The 279-nt window shown below is 55.9% G+C and carries 1 protein-coding gene; it reads right to left on the reverse strand.

The window, feature by feature from the left end; translation table 11 throughout:
* Nucleotides 1-279 (reverse strand): type II secretion system F family protein (locus AB2U10_RS19285; protein ID WP_367916699.1); only part of this gene is annotated, 279 nt, incomplete at both ends.

Genomic DNA, 279 nt, shown 5'->3' on the forward strand with positions numbered 1-279 from the left:
GGGGTATTGAAGCTACGGTAAATGGCGGCAAATTCCGGCAGGACAAAGTGCAGCATGGCGAAAACGACCAGGGCGGCCATTGTTAGAATAATGGCGGGATAGCGCAGCGCCTTTTTCACGCTAACCGTAATCTGCCGTTGCGCTTTTTGCTGACGGGCCAGTTCAAAGCAGCATTCGGCCAGTTTGCCGGTCAGTTCTCCGGTGCGGATCATCGTCTGGTAGAGCGGCGGAAATACCTGCGGCCAGGAGACTAATGCGCTGGAAAAAGGGACGCCCTGT

The sequence above is a fragment of the Leadbetterella sp. DM7 genome (assembly GCF_040829825.2).
Classification (GTDB): domain Bacteria; phylum Bacteroidota; class Bacteroidia; order Cytophagales; family Spirosomataceae; genus Leadbetterella.